Consider the following 25,481-nt stretch of genomic DNA (forward strand, 5'->3'; position numbering starts at 1 on the left):
GGCGCGGGCGCCGCCCCGACGCCGGCCGCGGCCGTGGCCGCCCCCACCCCGACCGCCGCGGCCGCGCCCGCCGAGGACGGCCCGCCGCGGATGACCAACCCCGAGCCCCCGTTCCGCTACCCGGCCGCGCTCTACGCGCGGAAGGTCCAGGGGAACGTGACGCTGCGCCTCTGGGTGGACTCGGCGGGGCAGGTGCTCCCCGAATCGACGCACGTCGCCGAGCCGTCCGGGTACCCCGCGCTCGACTCGAGCGCCGTCGCCGGGTCGGAGAAGCTGCGCTTCCGCCCCGCGGTGCGGGACGGCAAGGCGGCCGGCGCGGCGATCCTCTTCCCCGTCTACTTCCGTCACCCCGACGGCGCGCCGCTGCCGGGGGACTCCGTGCTCCGCCCCCGCCCATGACCGCTCCCGCCCCCGAGGTCGCCGTCCGCAACGCGCGCCCCTACGACTCCGTCCTCGACACGATCGGGTGGACGCCGCTGATCCGGCTGCACCGGCTGGGGCGCGGCGTGCGCACGCCGGTCTACGGGAAGGCCGACATCTTCAACCCGGGCGGGTCGGTGAAGGACCGCATCGGGATGCCGATCATCGAGGCCGCCGAGCGCGCGGGGCTGCTCAAGCCGGGCGGCACGATCGTCGAGGGGACGAGCGGCAACACCGGCGTCGGCCTCGCCATCGCGGCGGCGATGAAGGGCTACAAGTGCATCTTCACGATGCCGGACAAGATGTCGCAGGAGAAGGTGCGCCTGCTGAAGGCGTTCGGCGCCGAGGTGATCGTCACGCCGACCGCGGTCGCGCCCGACCACCCGGACAACTACGTGATGTGGGCGAAGCGCATCGCGGAGGCGACGCCGAACGCGATCCTCGCCAACCAGTTCTACAACCAGGCGAACCCCGACGCGCACTACGCGACGACGGGGCCCGAGCTGTGGGAGCAGACGGAGGGGCGCATCACGCACTTCGTGGCGTCGGCGGGGACGGGCGGGACGGTCACCGGCGTCGGGCGCTACCTGAAGGAGAAGAACCCCGACATCCAGATCGTCTGCGGCGACCCGACGGGGTCGATCCTCGCCGAGCTGTGGCGGCAGAGCCGCGGGCGGGGGACCACGGACAAGCCGGTCGGCGCGCCGTACAAGGTCGAGGGGATCGGGCAGGACAAGCTGCCGTCGACGCTCGACCTGTCGGTGGTGGACGACTACCAGACGGTGAGCGACAAGGACGCGTTCGCGATGGCGCGCCGCCTGACGCGCGAGGAGGGGCTGTTCGTCGGCGGCTCGGCGGGGCTCATCACGCACGTCGCGATGCAGCTCGCGCGGCGCCTCGACGACCCCAACGCGTACGTCGTGACGTTCCTGTGCGACACGGGGGAGCGCTACCTCTCGAAGCTCTACAACGACGAGTGGATGCGCGAGAACCAGCTGCTCGACGCCGAGCGCGTGACGCTGGCGCAGCTGCTGGCGGCGAAGGCGGAGAGCGCGCGCGACGGCGCGCCGCCGCAGGTGGTCGCCACCGCCCCCGGCGCGCTGGTGCGCCAGGCGCTCGGCCTCATGCGGCTGCACGACGTGTCGCAGCTGCCGGTGATGGACGGCGAGCGGTGCGTGGGGAGCGTGACCGAGTACCACCTGACGACGCGCGGCCTCGAGAGCACGCGCTTCCTCGACGCGACGGTGGGCGAGGTGATGGACGAGCCCTTCCCGACCGTGGCCGCCGGCGAGGCGGTGGAGACGGTGACGAAGCTCCTGAGCAAGACGACGCCGGCCCTGCTCGTGCAGGAGGGCGGGCGGGTCGCGGGGATCGTGACCCGGTCGGACATGCTGCAGTTCCTGATGCAGCGCTAACCACGAGCACAACCCTTCTCGACGCTCGACGCTCGACGCTCGACGCGCGGTCCGTCCCGGGGGACGGCGGCAGCGTCGAGCGACGAGCGTCGAGCGGAGGTCATTCGGTTTGAACATCACCGTTCTCCTCGGCGGCTACTCCGCCGAGCGCGACGTCTCGCTCGCCTCCGGCCTCCGCATCGCCGAGGCGCTGCGCACGAAGGGGCACGCGGTCACCTGCGTCGACCCCGCCGAGGGGGCGCTGACGCGCGAGCGGGAGCAGGCGCACCTGGCCGCGGGGGTCGGGTCGACGCCGCCGTCGCTGGAGCAGCTGGGGAAGCTGGGCGGGGGCGGCGGGTCGATCGCGCCGGCGCTGGCGCAGCTCCCCGAGGTGACGGGGGCCGACGTCGTCTTCCTGGCGCTGCACGGCGGGCAGGGGGAGGACGGGACGGTGCAGGCGCTGTTCGACCTGGGCGGGATCCGCTACACCGGGAGCGGGCACCTGGGGAGCGCGCTGGCGATGGACAAGCACCTGTCGAAGGTGCTGTTCCGCGCCGCCGACGTCGGGACGGCCGACTGGCTGATGGCGCCGCACCCCGACGGGACCACCCCCAAGTCGCGCGCCCACTTCGCCGAGGAGGTCGAGCGGACGCTGGGGCTGCCGGTGGTGGTGAAGCCGTCGAAGCAGGGGTCGACGGTCGGGCTGACGGTCGTGAAGGAGATCGGGCAGCTCGACGACGCGCTGACGCTGGCCTTCCGCTACGACGACGAGGTGATGGTCGAGCAGTTCGTGGCGGGGCGGGAGCTGACGGTCGGGGTGCTGGGGGACCAGGCGCTCCCGGTGCTCGAGATCATCCCCAAGAACGAGATCTACGACTACGAGGCGAAGTACACGCCGGGGATGGCCGAGGAGAAGGTGGCGGAGCTGGGGGACTCGGCGCGGGCGCGGCTGGAGGAGCAGGCGCTGCGGGCGTTCCGGGCGCTGAAGCTCCGGGGGTGCGCGCGGATCGACTTCCGCATGGACGAGCTGGGCAACATCTACTGCCTGGAGGCGAACACGTTGCCCGGGATGACCCGGCTGAGTCTGATCCCGCAGGCCGCGGCGGCGGCGGGGCTCTTGTTCCCGGAGCTCTGCGAGCGCATCGTGGCGCTGGCGGCGCGCGCGTGACCCGACACGCGCCGCAGCGCGCGCCCGCACGCGGCACCGGGAGTGCAGTGTAGGCGGCTCCGCCCGTCCGGAACCCCCGCTCCCGGTCGGGGTCTCGTATTGCCGTCGCCTCGCCGTCGTTCGCCGCCCTGGCCGTGTCCATCTCCTACGTCCCGCCCGACGACCCGGCCGCGCCGCGGATGACCCCGGCCGTGCTGTGGCTGATCGCGATCAACGTCGCGGTCGCGTTCGTCCAGCTCACGCTCCAGCAGGACCTGCCGCTGACCCTCGGGTTCCGAGCGGACGAGCTGGAGCCGGGGCGGCTGTGGACGGCGGCCACCTACCCGTTCGTGCACGCCGGGTTCTGGCACCTGGCGTTCAACATGTACTCGCTGTGGCTGTTCGGGCCGCGGCTGGAGCGCGTGTGGTCGGCCGGGACGCTGGTGCGCTACTACTTCTGGTGCGGGCTGGGCGCCCTCGTCGCCCACGCGCTGCTGGTGCGCGGCGGGCTCCTGGTCGGCGCCTCGGGGGCGATCTTCGGGCTGATGTACGCCTACGCCCGCCGCTGGCCGGACGAGGAGGTGCTCTTCTTCGGCGTCGTGCCGATGAAGGTGAAGCACATGGTCTGGGGGCTCGTGGCGGTCAACGTCGCCCTGGGCATGCTGTCGGCCGCCGGCGGCGAGGGGGGCGGGGTCGCCTACCTGGCGCACGTCGGGGGCGTGGCGTTCGGCGCCCTCTGGTTCCTGCGCCCCACGGGCCCGAGCGTCGAGCGGGTGCGCCAGCGCGTCGCCGCCGCCCCGGACGTCGGGGACGAGCCGCCGCGCGCGGTCCCCAAGTCGTTCCCGCGCCCGCGCGAGCGGGGGAGCGAGAGCGACGAGGTGGTGGAGAAGAGCAAGGCCGTGACGGCCAAGCCGCAGCCCGCCCGCCCCGCCGCCCCCGCCCGCCCCGCCCCCGTCCCCGCGTCGGCGGCCCGCGCCGCGGCGCTCGACCTGGTGCTGGACAAGATCTCGTCGCAGGGGATCGAGAGTCTCTCGTCCGAAGAGCGGAGGCTCCTCGAGGAGACGTCGCGCAAGCTCCGGGACGGGTAGGGCGGGAGTCGGAACCACGGGAGTCGTCACTGCGGGAGTCGTGACTGCGTAGCTTTCGGCGCGCGGTCACGACTCCCGCGTTTTCGACTCCCGCTCTTGCGACTCCCGCAGTATCACGCCCTCCCATGCCCAAGCCCCAGCTCCTCGAGACCTTCCCGAACCCGTACGCCGACCGGGACTACACCATCCACATGGAGTGCCCGGAGTTCACCTCGCTCTGCCCGCTGGGCGGGATCGAGGGGGACGCGACGGACCTGCACGCGCTGGAGGGCGGGGCGCCCGACTTCGCGACGATCCGGATCACGTACGTCCCGGGCGCGAAGTGCGTGGAGCTCAAGAGCCTGAAGCTCTACTTCTGGAGCTTCCGCAACGACGGGATCTTCTACGAGCGCGCGGTGAACCGGATCCTCGACGACTTCGTGGCGGCGGTCGAGCCGAAGGAGGTCGAGGTGGTCGGCGACTTCAACGTGCGCGGCGGGATCAAGTCGCTCATCACCGCGCGCCACTCGGCGCGTCGCTGACGTCGCCGAGCGGGACGCCCGCGGCGTCGGCGATCGCGCCGCGGCAGCTGCCGCAGGCGGTGCCGACGGCCACGTCGAGCACCGCGCCGTCGCGGCGGAGGTGCACGACCTCGAACGGGACCTCGGGGCGCGCGGCGCGCGCCTCGGCGTCGCAGTGGCAGCGGACGTTGGCGCGCACGCTGCGCCCGTCGCCGGTGACGAGCACCGCGCGCGCGCCGAGCGCCACGACCCACCCCTCGGTGCCGGCCGGGCCGGTGGTGCGCGTCCCCTCGCCCGGCGCGCCGGTCGCGCCGACGGGCGGGCGGCGAGGTGGGCGTCCCACGCCGGGTCCTCGACCTCGGGGTGCGCCGGCGGCAGCGCGCGCAGCGAGTCGAGCGTGCGGGCGTAGGTCGCCTCGAACTCGGCCCACGTGCAGGTGAGGACGGGGCGGAGCAGCCGCCGCACGCGGTGCGCCGACGGCGGCGGGTCGCCGAGCAGGGGGAGGAGCGCGGCGGCGGCGTCGCGGGCGACGGCGGCGAGGCGCCGCTCGGTCAGCGGCGGGCCGTCCTCCCCGGCCGGGGCGTGGGTGCCGAGGGCGAACGGGCGGAGCGCGGCGTCGAGGGCGGGGCGTCGGTCGGGGGCGGGCACCCCGGGAAGCTAAGCGCGGGCGGGGTCAGGGGTTTCGTCGCGCGGCGGGGGCCGATACATTCCCGGTCCCCCGCAGGACGGGGGACGACGGCCAGGTAGCTCAGTTGGTAGAGCAGGGGACTGAAAATCCCCGTGTCGGGGGTTCGATTCCCTCCCTGGCCACTCCGAACGCCCGGCCCCCGCGGCCGGGCGTTTCGCGTGATGGAGGGTCCGATGCAGGTGCATCGTGCGCATCGTCGCTCCTCGGTGCGCAGTGCCTTCGGCCCGCGGCTCTCCGGCGGAGCGTGCGTCCGCATCGGCAACGCGACTCCTCGAGGCTGGCCCGTACGAGGGGAATCAGCCGAGCCACGGTCCTCCGATCGGGGGGTGCGGGCGCGAGTGCGCGAACCCGCCACGTCCCACGCTCGACCTCTTCAGGAGCGCGCGAACGCGATCGCCACCGGCGACGGCCTGCGCTGCGAGCCCCGCCGAATCGCCCACTCGGCCACCGCGACGTTGATCACCCACGCGGCGCCCATCATCACGGCCCGCGCGATCTCGCCCGGCCAGCCGTCGGCGAACAGGAACCAGGGAAGGTGCGTCAGCACCTGCGTCCCCGCGCCCAGACCGATCGCGTACGCGCGCGTCATCCACGCGCCGTGCGCCGCGAAGTCGCGCCGGCGGATCGCGTCGACGGCGAGCACCATCGAGGCGAGCATCGCCGCGCCGAAGACGAGGCGCTCCACGTACACGCCGTGCCCGTCGCCCGCGGGCCACGGGTAGAAGTGGGCCATCCAGAGCCCCGTCAGCGCCGCGGCGAGCCCGCACGGGACGAGGAGCCGCCCCACGGCGCGGTGCCACCCGCGATGACGCCTCCGGAACGCGGGGGCGAACTGGAACGCGCCGAGGAGGCTGTAGGGCACCGCCGCCAGGACGTGCAGCACGACCGGCAGCGGCTTGGCGACGAACCGCGCGTTCTCCGGCGTCACCGCGCCGCCCCCCGCCAGCTCGGCGAGCCGCGCCGTGCCCATCACCGCCGGCACGAGGCCCAGCAGCACCAGCAGCGCGGGGATCCGCCACTCGGCCCACCGCGCGGCGGCGCCGGTCGCGGTGCGGACGGGCGCGCTCATCCGCCGCGCCTCACGTAGCGCAGCCCCGCCATCACGACCACGTCGTTGCGCGCGGTCGTGGTCCCTCCACCACGGAGCGGCCGGAAGCCCGTGAGGTAGTCGCGCGCCTCGAGCCGCAGGCGCAGGCGGCGCAGCCCCAACTCGCCGCCGACCGCGCCGTACGCGGCGACGACGTGCGTCGCGTCCAGGTCGAGGCTCCGGTAGTCGTAGCTCCGCGCGCCCGCCCCGACGCCCGCGAACGGCGCGAGGGTGAGCCCGCGACCCACGGCGACGCGCGGCGCGCGCGCCTCGGCGCCCAGGTCGTACGTGAACACGTCCACCTTCGGCGCGTCGGCCGACGCGACGTCGCGGCTCCGCGCCCACCCGACGGTCGCCGTGACGGCGAGCGCCGGACCGACGACCCGCGAGAGCTGCACCGCCGTCAGGTTGGCCCGCCCGAGCGCGGCGCGCTGGGCGCCGGTGGGGACGACGGCGCCCCCCGGCACGAGGAACTCCCAACTGGACCGGTGACCGCGCGTCTCCGGGACCGAATCGGAGGTCTGCGCCGACAGCTGGCGCGGGGCCACGAGGGTGCCGCCGAGGGCGGCGGCGGCGAGGAGCGAGCGGGTGGACATGGTGTCTCCAGGGCGCGGCGTGGCGTGAACGTGCCTGACGTCAGCCAAGCTGCGGGCGCCCCGCACCCGTCGCCTCGGCCGAAAGGTGCAGGCCGGGGTGCAGACGGGGGTGCAGCCGGGCCGCCCGTCGCTACAGCACCCGGAGCTCGCGTGCCCGCGCCAGCGCCTCGGTCCGGTGCCGCGCGCCCAGCTTGCCGTAGGCGTTGGCCACGTGGCGCTTCACCGTCGCCGGCGCGACGGCCATCCGGTCCGCGATCTCCTGGTTGCGCAGGCCGGCGGCGATGAGGCGCAGCACTTCGAGCTCCCGCGCCGTCAGCGCCTGCGCGGCGGCCGGGGCGCGCGCGCCGCGCGGAATCACCGCAGGCGCCGGTGGGGTCGCGGCCGGAGGCGCGGCCGTCTCGAACGCCGCCAGCACGCGCGCCGCGTACGAGCCGCCGACGCCGCGCACGACCGCCTGCCGCAGCAGCTCGCGCAGCGGGCCGCCCTCGTCGACGAACACGCGCAGGAAGCCCTCGGGCTCGGCCTGGGTCAGCGCGCGCGCCAGGGGCTGCGTGGCGCCGCGCGGGTCGCCCTGCGCCCGCCGCGCGAGCGACTGCAGCAGCAGGATCTCGATCGCGCTCCCCGTCCGCCCGCCCTCCTCCGCGGCCGCCAGCAGACGCTCGAGCAGCCGCGCCGCGTCGCGCAGCGCGCCCGCGTCGTCGCCCGACGCGTGCCGGGCCACGAGCACGCGCGCCAGCGTCACGTGCTCGTACTCGCGCGCGTAGGAGAGTTCGTCCTCGACGGAGAGCCGACGCTGGCGCGCCCAGTCCGACGCCTCGGCCAGTCGTCCGCGCGCGACGTCGAGGCGCGCCCGCATCGCCGCGATCGGGCGCACGCGCGGGATCGGATCCCGGACGTCGTGGGCCTCCGCCTCGCCGAGGAGGGCGAGCGCGGCGTCCACGTCACCCTGCGCCTCTCGGAGCCGGGCCATCGCCGTGCACCAGCGCTGCCGCTTGCCCCGGTACCCCGCGCGCTCGGCCGACTCGGCCGCCCTCCGCAGGTGCTCGGCCGCCGCGTCGAGGTCGCCCCACTCGCGGTGCACCTCGCTCAGCCCGAGGTGCAGCTCGTCGACCTCGGGCGCCGCGTGCGGCGGCTGCTCGGCGCCGAGCCGCAGCCCCTCCTCGTAGGACCCCGCCGCCTCACGCAGCCGGCCCTGCGCGGCGCGCAGGTCGCCGAGCACGAACGTCCCGCGGACGACGTCGAGCTGATCGCCGTTCCGCCCCATGAGGGCGAGCGCGTCGGCGAACGTCCGATGGGCGAGCGCCAGCTCCCCGCGCGCCCATCGCGCCAGCGCGAGGAGCGCCGTGCCCGTCGCGCGCGCCGCGAGATCGCCCTCGGCCATCTGCTCCAGCGCGCGCTGCGCGTGCTCCACGGTGCCGGGGAGCTCGCCGCGCGCCTGCGCGAGGTAGACGCGCGCCGCGGCGAGCTCCCTGGTCAGCGACGACACGCGCGCCGCGTCCTCGGCGGGCGCGGCGGCCAACCAGGCCTCCACCGCGCGCAGCGCGGCCGCGGCGGCTGCCAGGTCGCCGCTGTTGAGCAGCGCCCACGCGTAGCCCATGCCGAGCAGGGGCCGGGCACGCACGACCTCGTCGGGCAGCGTCCTGGCCAGCCCGAGCCAGCGGGCCGACGCGTGGCTGCGGTTCTTCGCCGGCCACGTCGCCTCCAGCAGGGCGGCGGCGCGGTCGGTGTCTTCCGCGCCGAGCGCGTGGCGCACCGCGTCGGCGATCGCGCCGGCGCGCTCGTGCCACGCGCTCGCCCGGCCGTGGGCGGCGCGCACCCGCCCGGGATCGTCCGCGAGCGCGCGCGCGCGCAGCACGTCGGCGAACAGATGGTGGTACCGGTACCACTCGCGCCGCTCGTCCAGCGCCACCACGAACAGGCCGCGACGCTCCAGCTCCTCCAGCAGCGCCTGCGACCCACATCCGCCCGCGACGGCGTCGCACAGCGGCCCGCTCATGCGCTCCAGGATCGCGGTGTCGAGCAGGAAGCGCCGGACGGGCGCCGGCTCGGCGTCCAGCACCTCGCCGACGAGGTAGTCCGCGACGTACCGGTGGTCACCCGGGAACGCGTCGACGAACGCGCGCGCGTCCTCGCGGCCGCCCTCGCGCCCGCGCATCGAGAGCGCGGCGAGCTTGAGCCCCGCGATCCACCCCTCGGTGCGTCGTTCCAGCGACGCCGCCTCGGCCGCCGACAGGCCGAGCGACATGACGTCGTTGAGGAAGGCGGCCGTCTCGTCGGGCGTGAACCGCAGGTCGCCCGTCCGCAGCTCCGCGAGCTCGCCGCGCGCCCGGAGTCGCGCGAGGGGGAGCGGCGGCTCGGCGCGACTCGCGATCACCACGCGCATCCGCTGCGGAAGGTGGTCGAGCAGGAAGGCCAGCGCGTCGTGGATCGGCGGCGCCTCGACGACGTGGTAGTCGTCGAGCACCAGCACGCAGTCCTCGTCGAGCGCCGTCACGTCGTTGATCAGCGCGGTCAGCGCGGACTCGACCGCCGACGGCACCGCATGGAGCGGCGCGGTAGCGCGCGTGCCGAGCGCGGGGTGGGCACGCCGGAGTGCCGCGAGCACATACTCCCAGAACAGCGCGGGCTCGTTCTCGCTCGCGTCGAGCGACACCCATGCCACCGGCCGCCCGGCGCCGACCGGGTCCGCGAGCCAGCTCGCGAGCAGCGTGGTCTTGCCGGACCCCGCGGGCGCCACGACGAGCGTGAGCCGGCACTCGCGCCCCTCGCGGATCCGCTCGACGAGCCGGGGGCGCGCGACCAGCGCGCCCCGCGCCCGCGGGACGTGGAGCTTGGTCTCGAGCAGCCCCGCCGCCGTGCCCGCGTCGGGCGGCGACCCACCGGGCGCGTACGCCGGCGGGTCGCGGGGGAGCACCGCGAGGCGGGACGGGAGCGGGCGGGGCACGGTCGGCGGGCGACGCGGGAGGGGCGGAGGCGGGACCGGCCTCCGAAGGGTGTGGAAGTCCGGCCGCCGCCGCCAGAGGGTGCGCGGGCCCCGCGGGCCCCGCGGTCCGCGCGCCCCGACGCGCGAGTCACCGCGGTGCCGCGTCGGGGGCGCGCAGGAACACCGCCGGCGCGGCGACGGGCGCGGACAGGGTGCGCAGGAACGCCTCCAGCTGCCGGCGCTCCGCGGCCGAGAGCCGCAGCGGCTTCAGCTCGCTGTGCCCGGCCGGCGCCGTGGGCGCGCGGTCGTAGTGCGCCAGCACCTCGCCGAGCGTGGCGTGCTGACCCGCGTGCATGTACGGCGCCCGCTCCGCCACCCCGCGCAGCGACGGCGTCTTGTAGGCGCGCACCAGCTCCTCGCCCTCGGTGACGGCGAACCGCAGCTCGTCGCACTCGTCGGGCTTCGCGTCGCTGTAGCGGCTCGTGCAGCTGAACTCCCCCGCCACCGCCTGCCGCGCGCCGACCGCGCGCCCGCTGTCGAACGGGAGCGAGGTGGCGGGGAGCGGCACGCCGGTGTTGTGGAAGTGGTCGTCCGTGAGGCGCGGCCCGTTGTGGCAGTTCACGCAGCTCGCCCTGCCGATGAACAGGCGCAGCCCCGCCTCCTCGTCGCGGTCGAGCGCCGAGGCGGCGGTGTGTGGGCGCCCCGCGAGCTCCGCCTCGACGTACCGGTCGAAGCGCGAGGGCGAGAAGCCGATGCGCCGCTCGTAGGCCGCGATGGCCTTGCCGATGTTCGCGTAGACGCGGCTGATCTCGTCCCGGCGCGAGGCGGGGATGCGGTCCCACGCCCCGCGCCACGCGGTGTCCGCGACCGGCCCCGCGTGCCGCGGCAGCCCGTCGAGGCGCGGCAGGGGGCCGAACACCGCCTCGTACTCCGCGCGGTGGTGCGCGGCCACCGCGTGCGCGTACTGCGTCCGGCTGCCGCCGTGCTCCACCGCGCTCTCGAGCGGGCCGAGCGCCTGCGCCCACTGGCTGTCGGCGCGCCCGTCCCAGAAGAGCCACGGCGAGTGCGCGGTGCCCGTGACCGGCATCGTGCGGCGCGCGGCCAGGGCCACCCCCTCGGCGAGCGGCACCCCGTCCTGGAAGTCCTTCCCCGGGACGTGGCAGGTCGCGCACGACACCTTGCCGGTGCCGCTCAGGCGCGCGTCGAAGAACAGGCGGTGGCCGAGCGCGGCGGCGGCGCCGTCGTCGGCGACCCGGTTCGACGGGTCGGGGGCGAGCGGGCCGAGCGACGCGAGGGAGAGCGAGCGGAGCGTCTCGCGCTCCTGCGCCCTCCACCGCGCGCCCGTGATGGACGCGGCGGCGGAGGTCAGCGCGAGGGCGAGGGCGAGGACCGCGGCGGCCGAGGCGGCGAGGGGCGCGGGACGCATGGGGCGCCTCAGACCTTGAGGTTGAACACCAGCGAGTCCGCGCCGTCGGTCGCGCGCACGCGGAACTTCACCACCCACCAGCCGCCCATGTTGAACTTCATCCCCTCGACCAGGTGGTCGCCGCCGCCGAGCGCGCGCGTGACGCGCGGCTGGGTGGGGAGCCCGTGCCCGTGCTGCGGCATCCCGCCGTCGACCGTCACGGCGGCGCTGTCGACGGGCGCCCCGGCCGCCGTCTCCAGGTGCAGCGTCCAGCGGTGCAGCCTCCCCTGCGGGAGCGAGTCGCCCTGCGGGCGGATGGTCGCGCGGTAGTGGCCGCCCTCGCTCGCCCGCGTGCGCGAGTAGTCGAGGTCCTTCGGGGGGCGGGCGAGCAGCATGCAGCCGGAGAGCAGCGCGGCGGCGGCGAACGCGGTGGCGAGCGCGGTGACGGCACGGAAGCGCACGGGAAGACCTCGCGGGAGGGAGGGGGAACGAGAGACGCCACGTCTCCGGACGTGCGGAGGACGTGGCGCCACGATGCTCCCGGCGGGGTCGCGCGGACTTGAACGGAGCGGCTACGCCGTTGAACGCAGGGGCTGAGTTGCCGATGCCGCGGCCGGCGCGTGAGCATCCAGCGGCCCGACCATCTGCATCGCCGACGGCGGGAAGCCGAACATGGTGCGCGACGTGCGCGAGAGGTGCGCGGCGTCGGCGAACCCCGCGGCGTGCGCGGCGGCCGACAGCGACGAGCCGCGCGTCAGCAGCTCCCAGACGCGCAGGAAGCGCCGCCAGAGCACGTACGGCCGCAGCCCGACGCCGGTCTCCTCGACGAACAGGTGCCGGAACCGGCTCGGCGACAGGCACGCCTCGGCGGCGACCTCCTCGAGCGCGAGCGGCCGGTCGAGGTGCGCCTTGATGTAGGCGACCGCGCGCAGGATGCGCTCGTCCGACACCACCGACGGCGCGGCCCCGCCGGCGAGCGCGTGGACGAGCCGCCGGGCCGCGTCCTCGACGGCGCCGGCGCTCCGCGCGTCGCGCCACGCCGAGAAGACCGACGGCGCGAGCGCGTCGAGCACGTCGTCGGGAAGCGGCGCGATCCCGCCGCCCGCGAAGCGCTCGGCGAGGGCGCGCCCCTCGCGCGTCTCGGGCTCCACGAACAGCACCGCGCTCGCGGACACGCCGGTGGCGTCCATCGTGTGCGGCTGGCGCGAGGGGATGACGACGCCGCGGTAGGCCGTCCACGGCTCGGCGTCGCCCGGCCGGAAGCGGATCCCGGGCTCGACGCCGAACGCGAGCTGGATCGCGTAGTGGGCGTGCATCGGCGTCACGCCCGGGGAGCGCCCGCTGAGGAAGACGCAGCCCCCGTCCCAGGAGACGAACTGGCTCGAGATGGCAGTCATGGGGATCCCATTCGTCGACGGGCCCATTCTACCATCCCGCGCGGGCGTCGTCAGGCCGTCACGAGGGCCTCCGCGCGCGCCGCCACCCGCGCCGCGGCGTGCGCGGCGTCGCGCCCGACCCCGCCGAGCAGCGAGGACGTCATGCGGTGCTGGAAGCGCAGCCCGACGAAGTGGAGGCCGGGCGCGTCGACCGCCTCCCCGCGGCGGTGGCGGGGAGCACCCCGCGCGTCGAGCACCGGCAGGTCGATCCACGCGTAGTCGGGCGCGAAGCCGGTGCACCACACCACGACGCGCGGCTGGAGCGCCGCGTCCCCGCACACGGGGAGCCCGCCGCGCTCCGCCGCCACCCGGCCCACGCGCACGACCCCCGCCTCGCGCAGCTGGCGCTCGGGGATCCCGATCAGCGCGTCGCCGCCACGCGCCGCACGCGCGCGGAGCCGCCGGCCGAGCGCGGTGTCGGCGGTGGCGCGCGTCATGACGGGCCACAGCCAGTCGAAGAGGTCCCGCCCGAGGAGCCGCCGCGGGAGGTGGCCGGTGTCGCGGCCCGCGAGCCAGACCTTGCGGAAGCGCGCCAGCTCCAGCGCGATCTGCGCCCCGGAGTTCCCCGCGCCGACGACCAGCGCCGGGCCGTCGGGGAGGTCGAAGGGGCTGCGGTACTGGCTGGAGTGGAGCTGGTGGATCCCGGGCGAGAGCGCCGCCGCGAGGTCGGGGACGCGCGGCCGCTGGAACGGGCCCGTCGCCACGACGACCTGCTCGGCCTCGAACCGCACGTCGCCCGCGCGCGCGACGAAGCGGTCCCCCTCCCGCGCGAGCGACTCGACGCGCGTCTCCGACCGCACGGGCAGGTCGAAGCGCTCGGCGTAGCGCGCGAGGTAGTCGGCCACCTCGTCCTTGTCGGGGAGGTGCGCGGGCGGCGCGGGGAAGGGCATCCCGGGGAGCCCGCTGTACGCCGCGGGGGTGAACAGCCGCAGCGAGTCCCACCGCCGCCGCCACGCGTCGCCGACGCGCCGCTCGGCGTCGAGGATCACGAAGTCGAGGTCGCGCGCGGCCAGTTGCTGGCCGACGGCGAGGCCGGCCTGGCCGCCGCCGACGACGAGGGTGTCGAACCGCTGCACGCGCACGGCCGGCGCGGGGGCGCTCATGCGGCGCGCGCCCGGAGCGCGGACGTCGGCGCGGCGCGGAGCAGGGCCGCCGCCAGGCAGGCCGCCGCGGCCAGGTCGTACCCGCCGCAGAAGCCCGGCCACCACGGGGGCACGCCGGCGCTCTCGACGAGGCGCGCGTGGAAGACATCGAGCACGCCGTGCGCGGCGAGGCCCGCCGCGACGAGCCAGAGACTGCGCCGGAAGCCCACCGACGCGGCGAGCACGAAGCCGCCCGCGATCACCGTCTCGACGACGACGGTGCGGGCGGAGCCGCCGATCGCCGCGAACAGGACGTAGTACGACGCGACCACCAGCAGGACGACCGTGTGGAACGCGCGCTCGCGGTCGAGCCGCAGCGCCGCGGCGTAGGCGGCGACGGCGAGCGCCAGGACGACGCCGACGATCCAGGGCATGGGATCCCCCGATGGGTGACGGGTCAGGCCGCGCAGCCCGACGCGGGCTGCTGGTAGTCGCAGCGGCACCGGTCCGGCGCGCACGACATGGCGCCGCGCCCCGCGCGGACGCAGCGCCAGCACTGGGCGAGCGGGTCCGCGGCCTCCGGGAGCCCGAGCACGCGCGACGCGATGCGGCCGCCGCCCGGCGTCAGCCCCCGGAGCGCGGCGCGGCCCGCGGCGTCGAACGACAGCTCCGCCAGCGCGACGAAGCCCGCCTTCCGGATCCCCGCGCCCGACGCGTGGTTCTCCGGCGCGTACGCGATCCAGAAGCGCTCGGCGGCCGCCGCGCCGCGCGACTCGCCGCGCACGATGGCGTCGAGGAGGCGCGGGTAGATCCCGAGCCCGCGGTGCGACGGCAGGGTGACGAAGTTCCACAGGTACCGCTCGCCGTCGGGGACGGCGAACGACGAGCCGAGCTCCCCGATGTCGGCGGTGCGCGTCGCGACCCACCCCCACGCGGCCGGCGCGTCGTGGAGCCGCGCGACGTAGGCGCGGTGCCCCGCGTCGAAGCGGCGCCGCATCTCCTCCTCGGTGCGCCCCTGCAGGGCCGCCATCGCGGCGGCGCACTCCTCGCGCGCGACGGCGAGGCCCGGCAGCGGGGCGATCGGCGGCGTGGGGTCGCTGCGGTGGCGGACGGCGAAGGGCATGGCGGCATCCTCGGGTGGCGGGGCACGCGCTCTCGTGAGCGCGAGCCTACGCTACCGCCGGACGCCGGCGCTCAGCTTGAACGCAGCGGCTGACCTGGCGGCAGCGGCGCCGCGAACCGGATGGCGGACGGCGGGAAGCCGAACATGCTGCGCGAGGTGCGCGAGAGGTGCGCGGCGTCCGCGAACCCCGCCGCGTGCGCCGCGGCCGACAGCGAGCCGCCGGCGCCGAGCAGCTCCCACACGCGGAGGAACCGGCGCCAGAGGACGTAGGGGCGCAGCCCCATCCCCGTCTGCTCGACGAACAGGTGCCGGAAGCGGCTCGGCGACAGGCACGCCTCGGCGGCCACCGCCTCGAGCGACAGCGGCGCTTCGAGGTGGCCCTGCACGTACGCCACGGCGCGCAGGATCCGCTCGTCCGACACGACCGACGGCGCGACGTCGCCCGCGAGGGCGCGGACCACGCGCCGCGCCGCCTCGGCGACCGCGTCCGCGCTCCGCTGCGCCTCCCACGCCGCGAACAGCGCGGGCCCGACCCCGGCGAGCGCCGCGGCCGGGAGGGCGGTGATGCCGCCGCGATGGCGCTCGGCGAGCGCGTGCCCCTCGCGCGTCTCGGGCTCGACGAGCAGCACGGCGCTCGGGGCCACGCGCGTGGCGTCCATCGCGTGCGGCTGGCGCGACGGGATGAGCGCGCCGTCGTATTCGACCCACGCGTCGTCGTCGCTCGCGCGGAAGCCGATGCCGGGCGCGGAGCCGAAGGCGACCTGGATCGCGTAGTGCGCGTGGACGGGGATGGCCTGCGCGACCCGGCCGATCAGGAGGCAGCCGCCGTCCCAGGACACGAAGTGTCCCACGTGCCGCGCGACGCCGGTGGCGCCCATGTGCCCTCCCGTGCGAGTGCGTGCCGACCGACTCCGCGGCGGCGCCCCAACGGTAGGGCCGCCCCGCGTCCGCCGCCACCCGCCGCCGCCCCGGTCGCGCGGCCCGAGAATCCCCGCGTCGGGGGCTCGATTCCCTCCCTGGCCCCCCCGAACGCCCGGCCCCCGCGGCCGGGCGCGTCGCGTGGTGGAGGGTCCGGCGGATGCGCTCAGGGCGGCGCGCCGAGTGCGCCGAGTGCGCCGAGTGCGGCGACGCCGGCGCACAGCTCGTCCACGGGCATCCCGACGCCGATGAACAGCGCGGTGGGACGCGACGTCGCGAGCGCCGCCGACGGATCGAGCGTCAGGACCTTCCGGCCGTCGACCCGGTTCCACACGAACGCGACGCCCGGCCGGTCCGCGAACCGCACCAGCCCCTTCGCGCGCACCACGCTGCGCGGCAGCCCGCGCACGAACGCGACGAACGCGTCGCGCGCGACGACGTCGGGGAGGCCGACGGAGAAGCTCGCGAACGGGTGCGCGTGCTCGTGCCCCGCGTGCCCGTGTCCCGCGTGCCCGTGCGGGCGCGGCGTCGGCATCGGCGGCCGTCGGCCCGCCCCGGCCGCGGCGAGCCGCTGCAGGTCGTCCGCGAAGGCGGCCGGCGTCGTGAACGTCGCGCCCGGGTTGACGGCGCGGACCCCTGCCTCCACGGCCGCGCGTCGGTCCGCGGGCACGCGCTCCGTCCAGTTCACGTGCACGTGCGTGGCGGTGCGGGCCTGGCCGACCTCGAGGTCGCCGTGCCACCACCGCTTCCGCCACCGCTTCGCGTCCACGACGGTGACCTGGAGGGGGAGCGTGTACGCGCCCAGGCGGTGGTCGGTCGTGAGGCGTCCCAGCAGCTCGTCGGTCTCGGTCGCGCCGTTGGCCTCGATCAGCGTCACGGAGCCCGGCACGGCGGGCATCGTCGCCAGCGCCGTGAGCAGCTCCTCCAGCGACGAGCAGCAGACGCACTCGCCCGAGAGGGGCGTGACGAGCGCGTTCAGGGTCGCGAGGCGCGTGGCGTCGATCTCCGCGCTCTCGAAGTCGTTGAGCAGCACCTGCGCGCGCAGCCCGCGCGCCCCGAGCTCGGGGAGGGCCGTCGTGAGGAACCGCGTCTTCCCCGCGCCGAAGAAGCCGGCGACGAGCACGAGAGGGATCATCGGTCAATGTACCCGGGGAGACGTGTCGAGTGATCGGGTCCCGTGCGGCCGGGGCGACCGGGGCGTAGAGTTCCTCCCGGGAAGCGAGGGGTGCGACACGACACCGGCGATGCGAAGGGTGCGGATGACCGAGCGCACGCCCCGCGGGCGCGCTGCGCACGACAGCGCCGGCCGCCGCAACGGGACGCCGACGTGCGCGGCCGTCGGGCCGCGCACCGCCGCGGCGCTCACGCGATAGCCGCGTGTCGCCCCGTCACCAGGACACACGATGAGAGCCGTCCTCTACGAAGCGTTCAACGAACGCCCCGCGCTGGTCACCCTCCCCGATCCGTCGCCCGAATCGCACGGCGTCGTGCTCAAGGTCGAGGCGACCGGCGTCTGCCGCAGCGACTGGCATGGCTGGGTCGGCCACGACGCGGACATCCGGCTGCCGCACGTGCCCGGTCACGAGCTGGCGGGCGTCGTCGAAGCCGTCGGTCGGGACGTCACCCGATGGCAGGTCGGCGACCGCGTGACGGTGCCGTTCGTCGGCGGCTGCGGGTCCTGCCCCGAGTGCCACGCCGGCCAGCAGCAGGTGTGTCACCGCCAGTTCCAACCCGGCTTCACGCACTGGGGATCGTTCGCCGAGTACGTGTCGCTCCACCACGCGGACCTGAACCTGGTCGCGCTGCCGGAGGCCGTCGGATCCGCGGCCGCGGCGAGCCTGGGCTGCCGCTTCGTGACGTCGTTCCGGGCCGTGGTGGACCAGGGCCGGGTCGCGGCGGGCCAGTGGGTGGCCGTGCACGGCTGCGGAGGCGTGGGTCTCGCGGCGATCATGATCGCGGGCGCGCTGGGCGCCAACGTCGTCGCGGTGGACATCGCCGACGACAAGCTGGCGCTGGCCCGGCGACTGGGCGCGGCGGCGACCGTCAACGCCAGGTCCGTCGCCCGGGTGCCGGAGGCGCTGCTCGACCTGACCGGCGGCGGCGCGCACGTCTCGCTGGACGCGCTCGGCCATCCCGAGACCTGCGTCAACTCCATCCTGGGCCTGCGGCGACGCGGCCGGCACGTGCAGGTCGGGCTGCTGCTGGGGGACCAGAGCACCCCCGCCATGCCGATGAGCCGCGTCGTGGCGTACGAGCTGGAGATCCTCGGCAGCCACGGCATGCAGGCGCATCGCTACGACGTGATGATGCCGATGATCCTGTCCGGCAGGCTGAGGCCCGAGCTCCTCATCGGAAAGGAGATCAGCCTCGAGGAGTCCATCGACGCGCTGGTGTCCATGGACGAGTTCCAGGGCACGGGCACCACCGTGGTGACGAGGTTCTGAGCCGGGGCCACGCGGCGTCGCTCCACGACGGAACCGCCCGGCGCCCGGTTCGCGGAACCGATGCGGGGCCGACACAGGCGCCAACGGCCCAGCCCGCCGCCACCGCCGACGCCGGCCGTCCGGCGCGCGCCCTGCGATAGTCGGTGTGATGACCGTCACCTCCCCGGCCCCGACACCAGGCGGCGGCCCGGCCGTCCTGCTCGTCGACGACCGGCCGGAGAACCTGCTCGCCCTCGAGGCGATCCTCGAGCCGATCGCCGCCGAATCGGGGGCGCGGCTGCTGCGCGCGGAGAGCGCCGAGGAGGCGCTGCGGCACGTCCTCCAGGAGGACGGCGGCATCGCCGTGGTGCTGCTCGACGTCGTGATGCCCGGCACCGACGGCCTCGAGACCGCGCGCCTGATCCGCGCGCGGCGGGCGACCGAGCACGTCCCGATCATCTTCATCACCGCGCTCGACGCCGACCGCCGGCGCGTCACCCTCGGCTACCAGTTCGGCGCCGTCGACTACCTCACGAAGCCGCTCGACCCCGAGGTGCTGCGCGCCAAGGTCCGCGCGTTCCTGGAGATCCACCGCCGCCGCGGCGAGCAGGTGCTGCACGAGCGCCGCCGCTACGCCGACGAGGTGCAGGCGCTGCGCGAGGCGGCGCTGCGCGACGAGACCGCGCTCGTCGCCACCATCCAGCGCATCGGCAGCGCGCTGGCGTCGGAGCTGGAGCTGGAGCGCGTGGTGCAGCTCGTGACCGACGAGGCGACCGCGCTCACCGGCGCGCGGTTCGGCGCGTTCTTCTACAACGTCGTCGACCCGGCGCGCGGCGGCGACGCCTACACCCTCTACGCCCTCGCGGGGGTGCCGCGCGAGCACTTCGCCGGCTTCCCCCACCCGCGCTCGACCCCGGTGTTCGGCCCGACGTTCCGCGGCGAGGGGGTGGTCCGGAGCGACGACATCACCCGCGACCCGCGCTACGGGCAGCTCGCGCCGCACCACGGGATGCCCGAGGGGCACCTGCCGGTGCGGAGCTACCTCGCCGTGCCGGTGCGCTCGCGCACGGGGGAGATCCTCGGCGGGCTGTTCTTCGGGCACGAGCGGACGGGCGTGTTCACGCCGCGCGAGGAGCGCCTCGTCCTCGGCGTCGCCGGCTGGGCGGCGGTGGCGGTCGACAACGCCCGGCTCTACGCCGCCGAGCGCCACGCGCGGACGGCCGCCGAGTCGGCGGCGCGCACGAAGTCGGAGTTCCTGGCGACGATGAGCCACGAGTTCCGCACGCCGCTCAACGCGATCCTCGGCTACGCGCAGCTGCTCGGCATGGGGGTGCTCGGCCCGGCGACGCCCGCCCAGCACGCGCACCTCGAGCGGCTGCAGGCGAGCGCGCGGCACCTGCTGGGGCTCATCGACGACGTCCTCGACGTGGCCAAGGTGGACGCCGAGCGCCTGCGCGTCCGCAGCGAGGCGCTCCTCACGGGGGCGGTGGTCGCGGCGGCCGTGGCCGTCGTGCAGCCGCAGGCCACGATGAAGGGCGTGCGCCTCCTGGACCTGGGCGCCGGCGACCCGGGCGTCCCCTACCTCGGCGACGAGCACCGGGTGCGGCAGGTGCTCGTGAACCTGCTGGCGAACGCGGTCAAGTTCACCCCGCCCGGCGGCGAGGTGACCGTCACGTGCGGCGGCGCCGCCGAGCCGGATCCCGGCACGCGGACGGCCGGGGCGGCGCCGTCGCCGTCGGGCGCGTGGACGTTCGTGCGGATCACCGACACCGGCCCCGGGATCGCGCCCGAGCTCCTGGCGCGCCTCTTCGAGCCGTTCGTGCAGGGCGACGGCGCGCTGACCCGCGAGCACGGCGGGACCGGGCTGGGGCTCGCCATCAGCCGCCGACTCGCGCGGCTGATGGGCGGCGACGTGACGCTGCGCAGCCAGCCCGGCACCGGCGCCACCTTCACGCTGTGGCTCCCCGACGCGAGCGCCCCCGGCGAGCGCGCCCCCGGCGAGCGCGCCCCCGGGGGGGCGGCCGACGACCCCCGCCGCCCGCCCGACGCATCGCCGACCTCCACGCCGGCGCGCGGGATGGGGGCGATCCTGCGCGCGTTCGACGCGGGGCCGCTCGAGGCCACGGCCTACGCGGTGCTGCACGCCCTCGGCGTCCGCCTGGCGGCCGAGGCGGAGACGGTGGCGGAGCGCTACGTGGCGGCCCTCCAGGCCGACGGCCGCTTTCCCGGCGCGCGCGACCTGCCGACGGTGCAGCTCCGCAACCACGCCACGCCCACGGTGGGGCTGCTCGCCTCGCAGCTGATGATCATCGGCGAGACCCACGGGCAGGCGCCCGAGCTGCTCGGCGACGGCGCCCAGGTGCAGCGGCTGATGGCCGAGCTCCACGGGGCGCAGCGCCACCGCCTCGGCTGGTCCGAGGCCGACGTGGAACGCGAGGGCCCGATGCTCGAGGCGGAGATCGAGCGCGTCCTGCTCGGCGCGCTGGCGTCCGACGCGCCGGACGACACGCGCGCCGCGCTGCGGTACGCGACGGCCGTCGCGCGGCACATCGTGGAGCAGGGCACCGCGACGTCGCTGCGCGCCTACCGCTTCGCCAAGGCGACCGCGGGCCCCTGATCGGGGCGAGGCGACGGCTGTGCGCCGACCCGGCTGCCGCGCAGATTGCGGTACACCTCCGCGCGTCGGGTCGTCCGACGCTCGACGTCGGTCGGCGATCCACCCGGAGGGCGAATGCACGACGGTCGGTCCACACGGATACCGCCGGACCTGGCGACGGCGCTCGACGCGCTGACGTACACGGCGTGCGTGCCGAACCCGAGGGGCGGGGCCGTCCGCGTGGCCGCGGAGGCCGTGGGGCGCGTGCTGCACGCCGGCGGCTACGCGCCCCCGCAGGCGCGGTCGCTGCTCGCCGGGTGGCTCCTGCCGGCGCTCGACGCCGTCCACCCCGGCCCCGAGGGGGAGTGGCTGTGGGACCGCGTGCTCGCGCGGGTCGCCGCCGCCCAGGCGGGCGCCGCCGGGTCGCCCGCGGCGCACGAGCCTCGCCCGCCGATCGTGTCGTATCGCCTGGATGCGGACGACGTCGTGATCCGGGTGAACGACGCCTGGAGGGCGGCCGCGGCCGCGGGGGCGGCCGGCGCGTTGGCCGACGCCGTCGTCGGCACGTCGCTCTGGACGCACGTCCAGGGCGCCCGGACGCGACGCGTCTACGCCGCCGTGCACGCGGGGGTCCGGCGGACGGGCCGCCCGTTCACGCTCCAGTTCCGCTGCGACGCGCCCGACGAGCGGCGCTGGATGCACCTGGGCGTGCATGCGTTGGGACGCGGACGGCTGGAGGTGCACTCGACGCTCGTGCATCGGGCCCCGAGGCCCGCGCCCGCGCCCGACGGGGCGCCGTCGGACGTCGTCGCCCTGCGCCGGTGCTCGCTCTGCCTGCGCGTGCGGACGGCGGCGGCGCGCGGGCGAGGACGCCCCGACTGGCGGGAGGTCGAGGACGTCCCCGCCTCGCACGTACGCCCGGCGGGCGTCGCGCGCCCGCGCTACGACCTGTGTCGCGACTGCGCCGCCGACTCCCGCGCCGCGCTCTCCCGCGCGGCGCACGCGCGCGCGTCCGCGTGACCCGCGCGCGGAAGCGGACGGTCTCCGCTGCTGCATGCGGCGAGCATTAGAATACGGATCCCGCGTTGGGCCCCCCGCGTTCTCCCGCCGTGCACCCGCCCAGGCCGTCCGACGCTCCGCCCCCGTCCCCGCTGCCGCACGACGGGCTCTCGCACGCCCTGTTCGCGCAGTCGCCGCTCAGCACCGTCGTCTACGACGCGACCGGGCGCCTGCGGGCCGCCAACGCGGCGTTCGAGCGGCTGTTCGGGGTGCGGGCGGCCGACCTGCCGGCCGACTACAGCATCCTCGAGGACCCGCAGCTCGCCGCCCAGGGGCTGCTGCCGGACATCCGCCGCGCGTTCGCCGGGGAGGCGGTCACGCTGCCCCCCGTGCGCTACGAGGCGGCGGCCGACCTCGGGGTGACGACGTCCACGTGGACGCAGGCCTACCTCTACCCGCTGCGCGACGGCGGCGCCGTGGCGGCGGTGGTGCTGGTGCACCTCGACCTGACCGCGCGCGTGGACGCCGAGGAGGCGCTGCGCGGCAGCGAGACCCGGCTGCGCCTCGCGCTCGAGGCGGGGCGCATGGGCGCCTGGGAGTGGGTGCTCCCCGAGCGGCGCGTGCGCTGGTCGGAGACGCTCGAGCGGATCCACGGCCTCGCGCCGGGCGCCTTCGGCGGGACCCCCGAGGCGTACGAGGCCGACATCCACCCGCACGACCGCGGCGTGGTGTCGGCCGCGGTGGAGCGGACGCTCGCCGGGCACCCGCACGAGCTGACGTACCGCATCATCCGCCCCGACGGCGAGGTGCGCTGGCTGAGCGCGCGCGGACAGCTGGTGCGCGACGCCCACGGCGCCCCCGAGCGCATCGTCGGCATCTGCACCGACGTCACCGACGCCCGGCGCGCCGAGGAAGGCACGCGGCTGCTCGCCGAGGCGGGCGCCGCGCTGGCCGGCTCGCTCGACTACGAGCACACGCTCGTCACGGTCGCGCGGCTGGCCGTGCCGGCGCTCGCCGACTACTGCGTCATCGACCTCGTGGACGACGCGGCGCCCGGCGGGATGCGGCGCGTCGCCGGCGCGCACGTCGACCCCGCGCGCGAGGCGGCGATCGCGGCGGTGCGCCGCTTCCCGCCGCTGCTGACGTCGGACGGGATCGTCGCCCGCGCCATCCGCACTGCGGCCCCGCAGACGCTCTCGCCCGTGACGGACGCGGAGCTCGTCGCGTCGGCCGCCGGCCGCGCCGAGCACCTGGCGCTGCTGCGCGCGCTGGGCCCCGAGGCGCTGCTGTGCGTGCCGCTCGTCGCGCGGGAGACGGTCATCGGCACGATGCTGCTCGCCTCGGCCGGCTCGCGGCGCCGCTACGGGCCCGACGACCTCCCGGTGGCCACGGAGCTGGCGCGCCGCGCCGCGTCCGCGGTCGACAACGCGCGCCTGCACGCCGACGCGCTGCGGGCGCGCGACGCCGCGGAGCGCTCGTCGCGCGACACGGCGGGGATCCTGGCGAGCATCAGCGACCCGTTCGTGGTCTACGACGCCGACTGGCGCTTCCGCTACATCAACGCGCCGGCGCACGCCGTCTTCCGCGCCTCGGGGCGCGAGCCCGGCGAGCGCGACCTGCTCGGCGCGCGCGTGTGGGACGCCTACCCCGAGCTGCTGGGCACCGAGTTCGAGCGGGCGATGCGCCGGGCGGCGGCGGCGCGCGCGCCCGCCACGTTCGAGGAGTTCTCGCCGCGCGGCGCGACGTGGACCGAGGTCCGCTGCGACCCGATGCCGGACGGCGGGCTCGCGGCCTCGTGGCGCGACGTCACGGCGCGCCGGCAGGCCGAGGAGTCGGCGCACTACCTGGGCGAGGCGACGTCGATCCTCGCGTCGTCGCTCGACTACGAGGCGACGCTGGCCTCGCTGGCCCGGCTCGTGGTGCCGCGCCTCGCCGACTGGTGCGCGGTCGACCTGCTCGGCGAGGGCGGCGCCATCGCGCGCGTCGCGGTGGCGCACGCCGACCCGGAGAAGGTGCGCTGGGCGGAGGAGATCCACCGCCGCTTCCCGCCGCACCCCGACGCGACCACGGGGGTGCCGAACGTCCTGCGCACCGGGCGCCCCGAGGTCACGCCGGAGATCACCGACGCGATGCTCGCCGCCAGCATCGCGGACCCGGAATACCTCGCGCTGATCCGCAGCGTCGGCCTGCGCTCGGCGATGGTGGTTCCGCTGGAGGCGCACGGCCGCACGCTCGGCGCGCTCACGCTGATCGCCGCCGAGACCGGGCGCCGCTACGGCGACGCCGACGTGCGGCTCGCCCTGGAGCTGGGGCGCCGCGCCGCGCTGGCGGTGGACAACGCGCGGCTCCACCGCGTCTCGGAGGAGGCGCGGCGGCAGGCCGAGGCGGCGAACGCGGCCAAGAGCCAGTTCCTGTCGACGATGAGCCACGAGCTGCGCACGCCGCTCAACGCCATCGGGGGGTACCTCGACCTGCTCACCCTGGGGATCCGCGGCCCGCTGACGGACGACCAGCGGCAGGACCTGGAGCGCGTGCGGCGCGCGAACCAGCACCTGATGTCGCTGGTCACCGACATCCTCAACTTCGCGCGCGTCGACGCCGGGCAGATCGAGTACCGGCTGGCGGACGTGGAGCTCGCGGACGTGATCGGCGACCTCGAGACGCTGATCGGCCCGCAGCTCGCGGCCAAGCGCATCGCCTTCGACCACGACGCGTGCGCGCCCGACACGCCCGACCGCCCGCACGTCGTGCGCGCCGACCCGGAGAAGCTGCGCCAGGTCCTGCTCAACCTGCTCGGCAACGCGGTCAAGTTCACGGAGCCGGGCGGGCGCGTGACGCTCGCGTGCGCGACCGACCGCGCGGCGGGCGTGATCCGCGTGCGCGTGGGCGACACCGGGCGCGGCATCCCGCCCGACCAGCTGGAGCGCATCTTCGAGCCGTTCGTGCAAGTGGACCGCCACCGCACGCACGAGAGCCAGCAGGGGGTCGGGCTCGGCCTCGCGATCAGCCGCGAGCTGGCGCGCGCGATGGGCGGCGACCTCACGGTCGAGAGCGCCCCCGGGGTCGGCAGCACGTTCACCGTCACGCTGCCGGCCGCGCGCTAGCACGCGCGCCTGCTCGCGCGCGTCGCCCTCCCGCCGGACCCGGACGTCGGGCCGCGCCGCGCCCCACCGCTCCCTGCATGCCACCCTCGCCGCGTTCGCCGCGATCGTCGCAACCGCCCGCGGGCCGCGACGCCGCCGACCCGTCGCTCGGGCTCGCGCGCGGCGAGGTGCGGCTCGCCGAGCCGACGCCCCGCTGGGCCGCCCTGTACGCCGAGGAGGCGGCGCGGCTCTCGCCGGCGCTGGCCCCGTTCGGCGCCGCGCTCGCGCACTGCGGCAGCACGAGCGTGCCGGGGCTCCCCGCGAAGCCGATCCTCGACCTGCTCGCCGGCGTGCCGGCGCCGCTCGACGTCGCCGCGCTGACCCGCGCGCTCGCCCCGCTCGGCTACGAGCACGCGCCGTGGGCCGGCGTCCCCGGCCACGAGGTGTTCGGGCGCGGGCAGCCGCGCACGCACCTGCTGCACGCCGTGCCCGCGGGCGGGGCGGCGTGGGCGCGCATGCTCCGCTTCCGCGACGCGCTGCGCGCCGACCCCGCGCTGGCCGCCGAGTACGCGG

At 76.4% G+C, this 25,481-nt stretch carries 22 protein-coding genes and 1 tRNA gene; 11 read left to right on the top strand and 12 right to left on the bottom strand.

Translation table 11 applies throughout. The features are described 5' to 3' along the window. From PYV61_RS04150 to queF, 5 genes are all read left to right on the top strand, one after another. Window positions 1–399: energy transducer TonB (locus PYV61_RS04150; protein WP_275828631.1), on the top strand; the 399-nt coding region annotated here is incomplete at its 5' end. Then, a complete protein-coding gene (locus PYV61_RS04155; RefSeq protein WP_275828633.1) occupies window positions 396–1,835 on the top strand; it encodes a pyridoxal-phosphate dependent enzyme in 1,440 nt (479 codons plus the stop codon). The genes PYV61_RS04150 and PYV61_RS04155, both read left to right, overlap by 4 nt. A gap of 109 nt (window positions 1,836–1,944) precedes the next feature. Next, window positions 1,945–2,982 (top strand): D-alanine--D-alanine ligase, encoded by a 1,038-nt coding sequence (locus tag PYV61_RS04160; RefSeq protein WP_275828635.1) that lies wholly within the window; start codon window positions 1,945–1,947, stop codon window positions 2,980–2,982. Between the two features lie 134 nt (window positions 2,983–3,116). Beyond that, window positions 3,117–4,049 (top strand): rhomboid family intramembrane serine protease, encoded by a 933-nt coding sequence (locus PYV61_RS04165; RefSeq protein WP_275828637.1) that lies wholly within the window; start codon window positions 3,117–3,119, stop codon window positions 4,047–4,049. A gap of 125 nt (window positions 4,050–4,174) precedes the next feature. Next, window positions 4,175–4,570, top strand: coding sequence for a preQ(1) synthase (gene queF / locus PYV61_RS04170; protein WP_275828639.1), 396 nt, complete (start codon window positions 4,175–4,177; stop codon window positions 4,568–4,570). On the opposite strand, the gene PYV61_RS04175 is transcribed toward queF, so the two are convergent. Then, window positions 4,542–4,892: a hypothetical protein gene (locus tag PYV61_RS04175; RefSeq protein WP_275828641.1), complete on the bottom strand. Its 351-nt coding sequence runs from the start codon at window positions 4,890–4,892 to the stop codon at window positions 4,542–4,544. The genes queF and PYV61_RS04175 overlap by 29 nt on opposite strands. A gap of 394 nt (window positions 4,893–5,286) precedes the next feature. Here PYV61_RS04175 and PYV61_RS04180 point away from each other — a divergent pair. Beyond that, window positions 5,287–5,359 (top strand) — tRNA-Phe (locus PYV61_RS04180). Between the two features lie 251 nt (window positions 5,360–5,610). Here the strand turns inward: PYV61_RS04180 and PYV61_RS04185 are convergent. From PYV61_RS04185 to PYV61_RS04235, 11 genes are all read right to left on the bottom strand, one after another. Further along, a complete protein-coding gene (locus PYV61_RS04185) occupies window positions 5,611–6,306 on the bottom strand; it encodes a DUF2306 domain-containing protein (RefSeq protein ID WP_275828643.1) in 696 nt (231 codons plus the stop codon). After that, window positions 6,303–6,920: a hypothetical protein gene (locus PYV61_RS04190; protein WP_275828645.1), complete on the bottom strand. Its 618-nt coding sequence runs from the start codon at window positions 6,918–6,920 to the stop codon at window positions 6,303–6,305. Before PYV61_RS04190 ends, PYV61_RS04185 begins: the two co-directional genes overlap by 4 nt. Window positions 6,921–7,050: 130 nt before the next feature. Next, window positions 7,051–9,864, bottom strand: a complete 2,814-nt coding sequence (locus tag PYV61_RS04195; RefSeq protein ID WP_275828647.1) for a LuxR C-terminal-related transcriptional regulator — start codon at window positions 9,862–9,864, stop codon at window positions 7,051–7,053. Window positions 9,865–9,991: 127 nt separating this feature from the next. Then, the gene (locus tag PYV61_RS04200; RefSeq protein ID WP_275828649.1) at window positions 9,992–11,269 is read right to left on the bottom strand and encodes a cytochrome c peroxidase; all 1,278 of its coding nucleotides are present in this window, start codon (window positions 11,267–11,269) and stop codon (window positions 9,992–9,994) included. Window positions 11,270–11,277: 8 nt separating this feature from the next. After that, entirely contained in the window at window positions 11,278–11,709 is a 432-nt protein-coding gene (locus PYV61_RS04205; RefSeq protein ID WP_275828651.1) for a FixH family protein, read from the bottom strand. A 111-nt stretch (window positions 11,710–11,820) separates the two neighbouring features. After that, on the bottom strand, window positions 11,821–12,645 hold the full coding sequence (locus PYV61_RS04210) for an AraC family transcriptional regulator (protein WP_275828653.1): 825 nt from the start codon (window positions 12,643–12,645) through the stop codon (window positions 11,821–11,823). 50 nt (window positions 12,646–12,695) lie between these two features. Next, complete coding sequence (locus PYV61_RS04215) at window positions 12,696–13,787, bottom strand: NAD(P)-binding domain-containing protein (RefSeq protein WP_275828655.1); 1,092 nt, start codon at window positions 13,785–13,787, stop codon at window positions 12,696–12,698. Continuing rightward, window positions 13,784–14,200 (bottom strand): hypothetical protein, encoded by a 417-nt coding sequence (locus tag PYV61_RS04220; protein WP_275828657.1) that lies wholly within the window; start codon window positions 14,198–14,200, stop codon window positions 13,784–13,786. The genes PYV61_RS04215 and PYV61_RS04220 overlap by 4 nt, the downstream gene beginning before the upstream one ends. Before the next feature lie 23 nt (window positions 14,201–14,223). Continuing rightward, entirely contained in the window at window positions 14,224–14,889 is a 666-nt protein-coding gene (locus PYV61_RS04225; protein ID WP_275828659.1) for a hypothetical protein, read from the bottom strand. Between the two features lie 71 nt (window positions 14,890–14,960). After that, entirely contained in the window at window positions 14,961–15,767 is an 807-nt protein-coding gene (locus PYV61_RS04230; RefSeq protein ID WP_275828661.1) for an AraC family transcriptional regulator, read from the bottom strand. Between the two features lie 206 nt (window positions 15,768–15,973). Beyond that, window positions 15,974–16,942, bottom strand: coding sequence for a GTP-binding protein (locus tag PYV61_RS04235; protein WP_275828664.1), 969 nt, complete (start codon window positions 16,940–16,942; stop codon window positions 15,974–15,976). A gap of 268 nt (window positions 16,943–17,210) precedes the next feature. Between PYV61_RS04235 and PYV61_RS04240 the strand changes: the two genes are divergently transcribed. From PYV61_RS04240 to PYV61_RS04260, 5 genes are all read left to right on the top strand, one after another. Continuing rightward, the gene (locus PYV61_RS04240; protein WP_275828666.1) at window positions 17,211–18,251 is read left to right on the top strand and encodes a zinc-dependent alcohol dehydrogenase family protein; all 1,041 of its coding nucleotides are present in this window, start codon (window positions 17,211–17,213) and stop codon (window positions 18,249–18,251) included. A gap of 148 nt (window positions 18,252–18,399) precedes the next feature. Then, entirely contained in the window at window positions 18,400–20,847 is a 2,448-nt protein-coding gene (locus tag PYV61_RS04245) for an ATP-binding protein (protein ID WP_275828668.1), read from the top strand. Window positions 20,848–21,036: 189 nt separating this feature from the next. Then, a complete protein-coding gene (locus tag PYV61_RS04250; RefSeq protein ID WP_275828670.1) occupies window positions 21,037–21,846 on the top strand; it encodes a hypothetical protein in 810 nt (269 codons plus the stop codon). An 89-nt stretch (window positions 21,847–21,935) separates the two neighbouring features. After that, the gene (locus tag PYV61_RS04255) at window positions 21,936–24,929 is read left to right on the top strand and encodes an ATP-binding protein (protein ID WP_275828672.1); all 2,994 of its coding nucleotides are present in this window, start codon (window positions 21,936–21,938) and stop codon (window positions 24,927–24,929) included. Window positions 24,930–25,006: 77 nt separating this feature from the next. Next, the coding region (locus PYV61_RS04260) for a GrpB family protein (protein ID WP_275828674.1) at window positions 25,007–25,481 on the top strand (475 nt) is incomplete at its 3' end.

The sequence above is a fragment of the Roseisolibacter sp. H3M3-2 genome (genome assembly GCF_029211165.1).
In the GTDB taxonomy this organism is placed as follows: domain Bacteria; phylum Gemmatimonadota; class Gemmatimonadetes; order Gemmatimonadales; family Gemmatimonadaceae; genus Roseisolibacter.

Bases quoted from the DNA above. Each gene is read 5' to 3' on its own strand.
- PYV61_RS04155 (WP_275828633.1), top strand. From the start codon at position 396: ATGACCGCTCCCGCCCCCGAGGTCGCCGTCCGCAACGCGCGCCCCTAC.
- queF (WP_275828639.1), top strand. From the start codon at position 4,175: ATGCCCAAGCCCCAGCTCCTCGAGACCTTCCCGAACCCGTACGCCGAC.
- PYV61_RS04185 (WP_275828643.1), bottom strand. From the start codon at position 6,306: ATGAGCGCGCCCGTCCGCACCGCGACCGGCGCCGCCGCGCGGTGGGCC.
- PYV61_RS04190 (WP_275828645.1), bottom strand. From the start codon at position 6,920: ATGTCCACCCGCTCGCTCCTCGCCGCCGCCGCCCTCGGCGGCACCCTC.
- PYV61_RS04200 (WP_275828649.1), bottom strand. From the start codon at position 11,269: ATGCGTCCCGCGCCCCTCGCCGCCTCGGCCGCCGCGGTCCTCGCCCTC.
- PYV61_RS04210 (WP_275828653.1), bottom strand. From the start codon at position 12,645: ATGACTGCCATCTCGAGCCAGTTCGTCTCCTGGGACGGGGGCTGCGTC.
- PYV61_RS04215 (WP_275828655.1), bottom strand. From the start codon at position 13,787: ATGAGCGCCCCCGCGCCGGCCGTGCGCGTGCAGCGGTTCGACACCCTC.
- PYV61_RS04220 (WP_275828657.1), bottom strand. From the start codon at position 14,200: ATGCCCTGGATCGTCGGCGTCGTCCTGGCGCTCGCCGTCGCCGCCTAC.
- PYV61_RS04225 (WP_275828659.1), bottom strand. From the start codon at position 14,889: ATGCCCTTCGCCGTCCGCCACCGCAGCGACCCCACGCCGCCGATCGCC.
- PYV61_RS04230 (WP_275828661.1), bottom strand. From the start codon at position 15,767: ATGGGCGCCACCGGCGTCGCGCGGCACGTGGGACACTTCGTGTCCTGG.
- PYV61_RS04235 (WP_275828664.1), bottom strand. From the start codon at position 16,942: ATGATCCCTCTCGTGCTCGTCGCCGGCTTCTTCGGCGCGGGGAAGACG.
- PYV61_RS04240 (WP_275828666.1), top strand. From the start codon at position 17,211: ATGAGAGCCGTCCTCTACGAAGCGTTCAACGAACGCCCCGCGCTGGTC.
- PYV61_RS04245 (WP_275828668.1), top strand. From the start codon at position 18,400: ATGACCGTCACCTCCCCGGCCCCGACACCAGGCGGCGGCCCGGCCGTC.